At 68.8% G+C, this 8,050-nt stretch carries 9 protein-coding genes; 5 read left to right on the top strand and 4 right to left on the bottom strand.

Features of this window, described 5'->3' with window-relative positions; translation table 11 throughout:
• Positions 1–401, top strand: a 401-nt coding sequence (locus Q0C41_RS27900; RefSeq protein ID WP_291989673.1) for a hypothetical protein, incomplete at its 5' end; no start/stop codon positions are given.
• A gap of 162 nt (positions 402–563) precedes the next feature.
• Here Q0C41_RS27900 and Q0C41_RS27895 read toward each other — a convergent pair.
• A complete protein-coding gene (locus tag Q0C41_RS27895) occupies positions 564–1,316 on the bottom strand; it encodes a hypothetical protein (RefSeq protein WP_291989671.1) in 753 nt (250 codons plus the stop codon).
• Positions 1,317–1,519: 203 nt separating this feature from the next.
• Here Q0C41_RS27895 and Q0C41_RS27890 point away from each other — a divergent pair, with 203 nt between their 5' ends.
• The 3 genes from Q0C41_RS27890 (at position 1,520) to Q0C41_RS27880 (ending at position 4,181) form a co-directional block, all read left to right on the top strand.
• Positions 1,520–2,395 carry a hypothetical protein gene (locus Q0C41_RS27890; RefSeq protein WP_291989669.1) on the top strand — a complete coding sequence of 292 codons (876 nt, stop codon included), beginning with the start codon at positions 1,520–1,522 and terminating at the stop codon, positions 2,393–2,395.
• A 98-nt stretch (positions 2,396–2,493) separates the two neighbouring features.
• On the top strand, positions 2,494–3,225 hold the full coding sequence (locus Q0C41_RS27885; RefSeq protein ID WP_291989667.1) for a bifunctional 2-polyprenyl-6-hydroxyphenol methylase/3-demethylubiquinol 3-O-methyltransferase UbiG: 732 nt from the start codon (positions 2,494–2,496) through the stop codon (positions 3,223–3,225).
• Between the two features lie 2 nt (positions 3,226–3,227).
• A complete protein-coding gene (locus tag Q0C41_RS27880) occupies positions 3,228–4,181 on the top strand; it encodes a lysylphosphatidylglycerol synthase transmembrane domain-containing protein (protein WP_291989665.1) in 954 nt (317 codons plus the stop codon).
• Positions 4,182–4,208: 27 nt separating this feature from the next.
• Here Q0C41_RS27880 and Q0C41_RS27875 read toward each other — a convergent pair whose 3' ends face one another.
• The 3 genes from Q0C41_RS27875 to Q0C41_RS27865 form a co-directional block, all read right to left on the bottom strand.
• A complete protein-coding gene (locus Q0C41_RS27875) occupies positions 4,209–4,739 on the bottom strand; it encodes a hypothetical protein (RefSeq protein WP_291989663.1) in 531 nt (176 codons plus the stop codon).
• Positions 4,740–4,857: 118 nt separating this feature from the next.
• Positions 4,858–6,030 (bottom strand): radical SAM protein, encoded by a 1,173-nt coding sequence (locus Q0C41_RS27870; RefSeq protein WP_291989661.1) that lies wholly within the window; start codon positions 6,028–6,030, stop codon positions 4,858–4,860.
• A gap of 46 nt (positions 6,031–6,076) precedes the next feature.
• On the bottom strand, positions 6,077–6,856 hold the full coding sequence (locus Q0C41_RS27865; RefSeq protein WP_291989659.1) for a class I SAM-dependent methyltransferase: 780 nt from the start codon (positions 6,854–6,856) through the stop codon (positions 6,077–6,079).
• A gap of 240 nt (positions 6,857–7,096) precedes the next feature.
• Here Q0C41_RS27865 and Q0C41_RS27860 point away from each other — a divergent pair.
• A partial coding sequence (locus Q0C41_RS27860) for an FAD-dependent oxidoreductase (protein ID WP_291989657.1) occupies positions 7,097–8,050 on the top strand: 954 nt, incomplete at its 3' end.

Genomic DNA, 8,050 nt, shown 5'->3' with positions numbered 1-8,050 from the left:
CCGGCGGCGGGACCGGCGGCGGCACGATTGGCGGCGCACGTTCGATTGACATCAACGAGGTGCTGTCGATCGTCCGTGCGGTGCACGATGGCACCGGCGCCGACCTCGGGTCCCGCTCGTCACGCGACAGCCGGAACCGTTTCTTCGCAAGCGCGATCGCCGTCGTGCACTTCGGCCACGGACGCTACAACTCGAGGGGGCCGGATGCCGGCTGGTGCATCAAGGATGGCGGTTCAGGGCGTCCGCAGTCGGATGACGTCGCCGTGCGCTGCAACTCGCGCGACGCGTGGGACCTCATCGGCAGTGCCGGCGCCAACGGCTACTCGTTCCACATCGACTACATCGGACGGCTGCCGGGTGACCAGAACGTCTACCCGCCGCCGCGGTCGGCGCTGCCGTAAGGCCGCGCGGGCCCGCCCGCGCCCCTGCCGTACATGACTCGGGCCGACTGGTCACCTGACCAGGCCGGCCCGAATGCTGTACGGAGGCGAACCGAACTCGCCCCCTGCCTCAGTGCGCCCCCGACGATGCCGGCGGGCCTGCCCTGAGCGGCGTCGAAGGGCTCAGAAGCGGACGCGGAGACCGCCGCCGAACTGGACGCCGCCGATCTTGGTGCTCGCCGTGTTGCTGACGACGAGGAACTCCGACGAGGCTTCGGCGTAACGCACGTAGCCGCCGAGGCGGAAGCTCGTCGTGCCGGACTGGTACACCGGGTATGACACGTCAGCCCCCACGTGACCGCCCCAGGCGTTCGCCTTGCGCGTCGTCGACTGATTGGTGACGTTCACCGTGGTGAACGCGCTGCCCGCCTCGGAAATGACCACGCTGTTGACGACGTCCTGGGTGAAGCGGAACTGCGAGGGCCCGGCGTAAATCTGCACATCAAGCTTCTCGCCGAGCGCGAGGCGGTAGCCGAGGCTCAGGTGCAGCGCCTGCTCGGTGCGCTTCATGTCGGGCACGGTGGCCGAGAACGAGCGCGGACGGCTGAAGAAGATCGGGTGCGGCGCCTGTCCCGACACCGACGCTTCACCGAGGCTCGTGGTGCGGTGGAAGTTCGCGCCGATCGTGAAGTTGCCCACCACCCGCGCACCGACGCCGAAGTCGATCACCGCGCCGCTCGAGATGTCGTCGCTGCTCACGCTGAGCCGTCCGACCTCGTCGTACAGGTTGAACGTGCCGTCGTCGGCATAGGTCTGCGAGCCCGGTTCGAACGCGCCGCTCACCGACAGGAAGAAGCGCGACTCATCGGTCTGCGCCGCCGCTTCGCTCACCCCCGCCAGGAGGCCCGCCATCACCAGTGCCGTTACCAATCGCATCGTCGTCTCCGCTCCCACGAAGTGGCGCCTCGCGCCGGAACTCTGCCCACACGGGGGACATTCGTCTGGTGTGGCAGACGTCGGATGGTAGCACGCCGGCGCAGGACTGGTCGAAATAGCACAGACAAATTCGGAGGCGTGGAGTATCATCAAGCGGCTCTGGACCGGGTCCGGTCCGCCATCGTTCGAGGAGTGACTGACTAATGGATCGACGACTGCTTCGCGTTGCGGCGGGCTTTGGCGCGCTAGCTCTCATTTCCGCCTGTGCACAGGCTCCGGGTGGTCCTACGTCACCGACGTCGGCGGCGTCCTCGTCGACCGCCAATCCCGACGGGTCCACGCTCAAGGTCAGCGCGCCGTCGCTCGCGAGCCCGATCGGAGGCACCCGGGTCACCACGGTGCGTCCCACGTTCACCTTCGCGGCGGCCACCGGCCGATTCGCGGCGACGCTGCCCACCCACCGTCTCGAAGTCCTCGACGCGGCGGGAACGGTGATTGCGGCCCGTACCATCGCCGCCGGGCAGACCTCGTTCGCCGCCGACACCGACCTGGCCACCAACACGAACTATCTGTGGCGCGTCCGCGCCGAACTCGATGGCGCGGTGGGCCCCTGGTCCGGCATCGAGTCGTTCGCCACGCCCGTGCCGGTCGTGGCGCCCCCGACGGGTGGGGGGCTGCCATTCCCGATTCCGGCGGCCTGTGGGCCGGGCGGGGCATCCGATCGTCTGCCGTGCGTGAGGGCCGTCGCGGCCCTGTCGAACGAGTGGAGCCGGTGTGCCCGGGGAAGCGCGATCGGTTGTCACCGCTTCACCCGCCAGGTTGCCTTCTCCCTGGCGCAGTCCGACCCGGGCTGGCGAATGATCATTGCAGCTCCCGGTGGGCTGGCCTGCGACTGCAACCGGTGCGCCGCGGGACTTGGCAACGGCTCGACGTTCGTTCGCGAAGACACGGTCGTCTACAGTGACGGTCGGGTCTACGACATGGTCGGCGGCGCCGGTGGGCCGACACCGTCGCTCCAGTGGTCGGGCCCGTTCGGTCTCGCCGGCCAGGGCCGGACCGTGCCCGTTCTCTGCGAATAGCGGCCTAGCGGCCCTCCCGGCGCGAACGGGAGGCTAATCGGGGACGGATACCTCATGGTATCTGTCCCCGTCGCACGTACAATCTTCTTAAAAGCACCGTGGCCGATACCTCCGACACTTTCTACAAGTCGTTCTCCGAGAAGAAGCTCACCGGCTATGGCAGCGGGCGGCGCAGCCGCATCGAGCAGCACCGGCTGGCGCTGCTCCACCGCTACAAGCCGGCGCCGGGCGACATGGTGGAAGTGGGCCCCGGCCACGGAACGCTCGCTGAACAGGCGGTGGCCGCCGGCTGGCGCTACACCGCCATCGAAGCCAGCCGCATCCTCATCGACGTGCTGCGCGGCAAGGGGCTCGCGGTCATCGAGTCGTGGGCGCCGCCGATTCCCGTGCCCGACGCGAGCGTCGATGTCGTCTACGCCGATCAGGTGCTCGAACACATGAACGGCATCGAGCAGGCGCGGCAGTTCACCGCCGAGGCATTGCGGGTGCTGCGCCCGGGCGGCGTGCTCTACGTGGTCGTGCCCGACTACCTCAAGGAACGCACGTTCTTCTGGGACGTCGACTACACGCACAACTTCGTCACGACCGAACGGCGCGTGCGGCAGCTCTTCAACGACGGCGGCCTCGAGGTGCTCCACGTCGAGCGCGCCATCGGTCTCGCCACCGGATTCAGCCGCGATGCCCTGGCCGCGGCCGCGCTGCTCGTGAACATCCCCGGCGTGGACGCCCTCTCGCGCCATACCGGCACGACGGACCTCGTCTTCAAGATCCGCAAGAACCTCTTCGAGACCCTCACCTTCGTCGCGCGGAAACCGCAAGGGGGCCGCTAGCTTTGCTCCGGCGTCTGGCCGGATCCTGGTGGTTGCGCGCCGCCATCACGGCCGGCATCCTGGCGTGGATGTCCACCCGCATCGACATGCGCGCGGCGGGCGCCGCCGTGGCCTCGGTGTCGCGCGGGCACCTCGCGGCGGTGCTCGGCCTCGTGGCCATCGACCGCATGGTCATGATCTGGCGCTGGGTGCTGCTGCTGCGCGCGGCGAACATCCCGATCGCCACGGGCGATGCGGCGCGGCTCTTCCTCACGAGTTCGTTCGTCGGCAGCTTCCTGCCGGCCGGCGTCGGCGGCGACGCGGCCCGCGCGTGGGGCCTCTCGCAGGTAACCGCGCGGCTCGGCGACGCGCTGGCCTCTGTGGTCGTCGACCGCATGCTGGGCATTCTGTCGCTGGCGGCGATGGGCGCGGCGGGACTCGCCGCGTGGACGCCCGACGGCGTGGACCCGCTGCGCATCGTGGCCGCCGTGACCGTCGTGGGCGCGGCGTGCGTCGCCACGTTCTGGGGAGACATCCTGCTGCGCGCGGCGCTTCCGGCGCACCGGCACTCCGGAGCGGCGGCCCGGCGCCTGCTGCGCCTGGCCGACGCCGTGGCGCACTACCGCGGGCATCGCGGGGCGCTCGTGCACGTGATGGCCTGGTCGCTCGTCGTCCAGGTGCTGCGCATCGTGCAGGCCTACGTGCTGGGCCTGGGCCTCGGCCTCACCGTGCCCTTCGCCTACTACCTGCTCGTCATGCCGCTCGGCCTGCTGATGCTGCTGCTGCCGATTTCCGTGAGCGGCTTCGGGGTGCCGCAGGGCATCATCGTGTGGCTGCTGCGGCCCGTGGGTGTGCCCGACACGGCGTCCTTCGCGCTCTCGACGCTCATCGTGCTCACGGGGCTCGCCGGCAACCTGCCGGGGCTCGTCCTGTGGCTGCGCCGTCCCGCCGCGCCGGTCGCGACGACGGAGCCCTGAGCCACTCGCGACGCCACGCGGCGCGAGTCATGCGGAGGCCAGCCCGGAGAGGGTGCGCGCCTTCTCGCCCACTTCCTCGCGCTCGACCACGAGGATGGAGCGGGCCTCGAAGACCAGCCCCGACTGCCGCCAGTCGCGCAGTTGCTTGCGGATCTCGACCAGGGCCTTCCGGCGCTCGGGCGAGATGTTCACCGCGTCGATCATGTCCACGACGGCAAGTTCCAGATCCGCATAGCCCTTGCCCGCCTGCAGCGCCAGGAACCCGCGCCCGTCAGACAGCCGGATGACGGAGACCCCTTGCAGGCCGTCGAATACGTCGGGCGCCACGAGGATGAGGGCGCGCTTCCCCGGTAGCTGCACCAGCTCGGCCGGAGCGCGCGGCGTGGTGCCCGGCTGCCGCGACCGCACCTTCTCGAACAGACCGACGATCGCCCAGGCAGGGTCAGGGTCGAGGGTCTCGAGCCACTCGATGACGTCGTCAGGCAGCGAGATCGAAAGAGGACGCGTCGGGCGGCCGAACTTAAGGGGGCGGCCGCGTTTCGCCCCGGTTGATCTCACAGAACATTACTAGCGTTATCTTTCACGCAAGTCGATTACTTTCTGATAAGTCGGCCGTACGCACCAACGGCCCAGCCCCGGGGGCTGAGCCGTGGTCGTTCACGCCGGGCCGAGGGGCCTACAGGCTGGAGGACTGCGCGGCGGCCGCGGCCGGCGGCGCCGGGACGTCCGGCGAGGGCCGGCGCTTCTCCATCGAGGCGCGCACCAGGAACTTCGCATACGGCACCACCTGCTTGATGGCGGCGACGTTCATCTGGCACGGGCTGAGGCAGCTCGGGCACTTCTCGTCACGGATGTGCTTGCGGTGCTGCTGCGACGCCTCGCGGAAGTAGATGGCGTGCGGGTCTTCCTGCGTGACGTTCCCGACGACGTCGCTGTTCTCGCAGAAGAACATGTCGCCGTTCGGGTTGAGCATCACGCCCTGCGTCTGGAACGGGCACGGCGTCAGACGGTGGTAGCCGTTGGCGATCATGTCCGCGTAGTGCATGTAGATGTAGTTCTGGCCGTCGAGCAGCGGGTCCTGCCGCACGCGCTCCATGAAGAACTGGCGCATGCGCTGCTCTTCGGCGCCCATCGGCTTGAGCGTGCCCTCGAGCTCCTGGTTGCCCAGCATGGCGTCGGTGAACCGCACCATGTTGAAGACGATGTCGAGCTTCTCCTTCTTCGCCCAGGCCAGGATGTTGTCGGCGTCTTCGAGGTTCTTGGAGAAGATCGTCGAGGAGATGCCGAAGTTGAAGCGGTATTTCTTCTGCAGCTCCTGCATGGCGGCAATCGTCTTGCCGGCCTTTTCGAAGGCCTTGCGGACGTTGCGCACTTCGCCGTGCATGTCGCCCACGCCATCGATCGAGACACGCGTCGAGAAGATGACGTTGCGCTCGTGGCACATCTCGACGACCTTCGTCAGCATCGGGATGCCGCGCTGGGGCGTGAGCCCGGTCGTGTTGATGGTGAGCTTGCGGAGCTTGGGAAACTTGTCGATCATCAGCCGGCAGATGTCGACCATGTCGTTGCGGGTGGTCGGCTCGCCGCCCGAGAGGCTGGCGTTCTCGATCTCGCTCCACAACGGCGAGCTGAAGGCGCGCTCGATCTGCTCGAGCGACATGTCTTCCTTGCGGTTGCCGCGCGTCCAGTTGCTGCACATCTCGCAGCGGGCGTCGCAGACGAACGTGCAGTGGAAGATGAAGACGGTGGGGTGAAGCGGGGTGTACTTGGCCACCACCGCCTTGACCATGTCTTTCGGGGCGCTCAGGGCCGCCTTGGCCAGGTACTTTGCTGCGTAAATCTGTGCCATCTAAGTGACTGATCTTACGCCCTTTTGGCCCGGAGGCCAACCCAGCTCAACCACGGGCCGGCGGCACGGGCGCCTTGGTGCAGAACGCCATCAGGTGCCAGCCCAGGGGCCGGACCAGGGGCCGCGGCAGGGCGTTGAACGTGCCGACGAAGAGGCCGTTGAAGGCCATCGCCTTCCAGCCGTGGTGCAGCCGCGACTTCACCGGAAAACGCTCCGGCACGATGCGCGTCTCGGCAAACGGCGCCAGCAGCGCCCGGAACTCGCCGATCGAGTACTTCTTCAACACCGGCGCATCTTCGTGCTCGAGGGCCACCTTCATGACCTTCGAGAGCGCGTTCAGCCACGAAATCCGGTTGTAGACCATGAAGATGCCGCGGCCGCCCGGCTTGAGCACCCGGTGCGCCTCGGCGATGATGCGCTCGGGCGCCGCCGCGTACTGCAGCACGCCGTGGCCGTAGACGACGTCGAAGGAGGCATCCGGGAAGTCCAGGGACTCGCCGTCGGCCACGCGCAGATCGCCCGTCAGCCCGAGGCCGGCGAAGTTCTTCCCCGCCAGATCGATCGCCGTCTGCGACAGGTCGATGCCCGTGACCACGGCACCGCCGGCAGCAAACCGCGCCAGGTCGGTGCCGATGCCGCAGCCCACTTCGAGGAGGCGCTGCCCGCGGAAGCCGCCGAAGTCCACGAGCTCCGGCAGATAGCGGAGCTTGTCGAACCGGTAGTCGTCGAGATCGGCAAAGAACTCGCGCGTGCCCACCGGGTGGGACGTCATCTCGAGATCGTGGATACGTTCGTTCCAGTAGCGGCGGATCGCCTCGGTCGTCATGAGACCCCTTGAGAGGCCCAGAGGCCGTATGAATAGGTCACGTCTTCCTCACGCCTCTCAAGGCGTCTCTGCCCGACCGGACCCCGGGCCCCCGCCACGCGTCGTTCGCGTGGTGGGGTGGGCTGAAGGGAGGACGGGCCAAACAACACTGCCGCTGGCGAGGCGTAGCCACTCGCGCCATGCACGACTACCTGAGGCGGAGCCTCGCCAGCCCCCTATCGTACAATGCCCGGAAGCCCGATGCAGCGTGACCTGACAGGCCTGGCCGGCACGACCTTCGACGTGGTCGTGGTCGGCGCCGGCATCTACGGCGCGCTGGCCGCCTGGGACGCCGCGCGGCGCGGCCTCGCCGTCGCCCTCATCGATCGCGGCGATTTCGGCGGCGCCACCTCCTTCAACAGCCTGAAGACGCTGCACGGCGGTCTGCGGTCGCTGCAATCGCTCAATCTGGCGCAGATGCGCCTCTTCATCCGCGAACGCCGCGCGATGGCGCAGATGGCGCCGCACCTGGTCGATCCGCTGCCCTTCTGCGTGCCCACCTATCGGCATCCGACGCGCAACGCGGTTGCGCTGCGCATCGCCCTCGCCATCACCGATGCCGTTGGCCACGACCGCAACGACGGCATCGCGGACGAGGCCCTGCGGCTGCCTGGTGGACGCGTGGTGTCGGCCGCCGAGTGCCTGCGTCTCAATCCGCTCGTCGCCGAGGCCGGCGTGACCGGCGGCGCCATCTGGTACGACTACCAGATGCGGCAGGCCGAACGCATCACCGTGTCGGCCGTGCGCTCCGCGGCCGATGCCGGCGCCTCTGTGGCCAACGACGTCGAGGCGCTGGCGCTCACCATGCAGGACGGGCGCGTGGCCGGACTCGACGTGCGCGATCGCCGCACCGGCACGCCCTTCCACATCATCACGCGGGCCGTACTGAACGCCGCCGGCCCCTGGGCCGGCGCGCTCGCCTCGACCTTGACCGGCGGCCGCTCGACCGCCCCGGCGCTGCGCCTGTCGCGGGCGATGAACCTCGTCGTGCCGCGCGTCACCGGCACGCACGCCTGTGGCGGTGTCGTCGACGGCCGCTACCTGTTCATGGTGCCGTGGCGCGATGTCTCGATCGTCGGTACGAGTCACGACCCGCACGAGGGCGATGCCGACGCCCCGCACGGCACCACCGCGCACGCGGCGGCGCTGCTGCGC

This window comes from Luteitalea sp. (genome assembly GCF_022842525.1).
Classification (GTDB): domain Bacteria; phylum Acidobacteriota; class Vicinamibacteria; order Vicinamibacterales; family Vicinamibacteraceae; genus Luteitalea.
The sequence above is the reverse complement of the archived record's forward strand: the minus strand, read 5'-3'. Positions and strand labels throughout refer to the sequence as shown.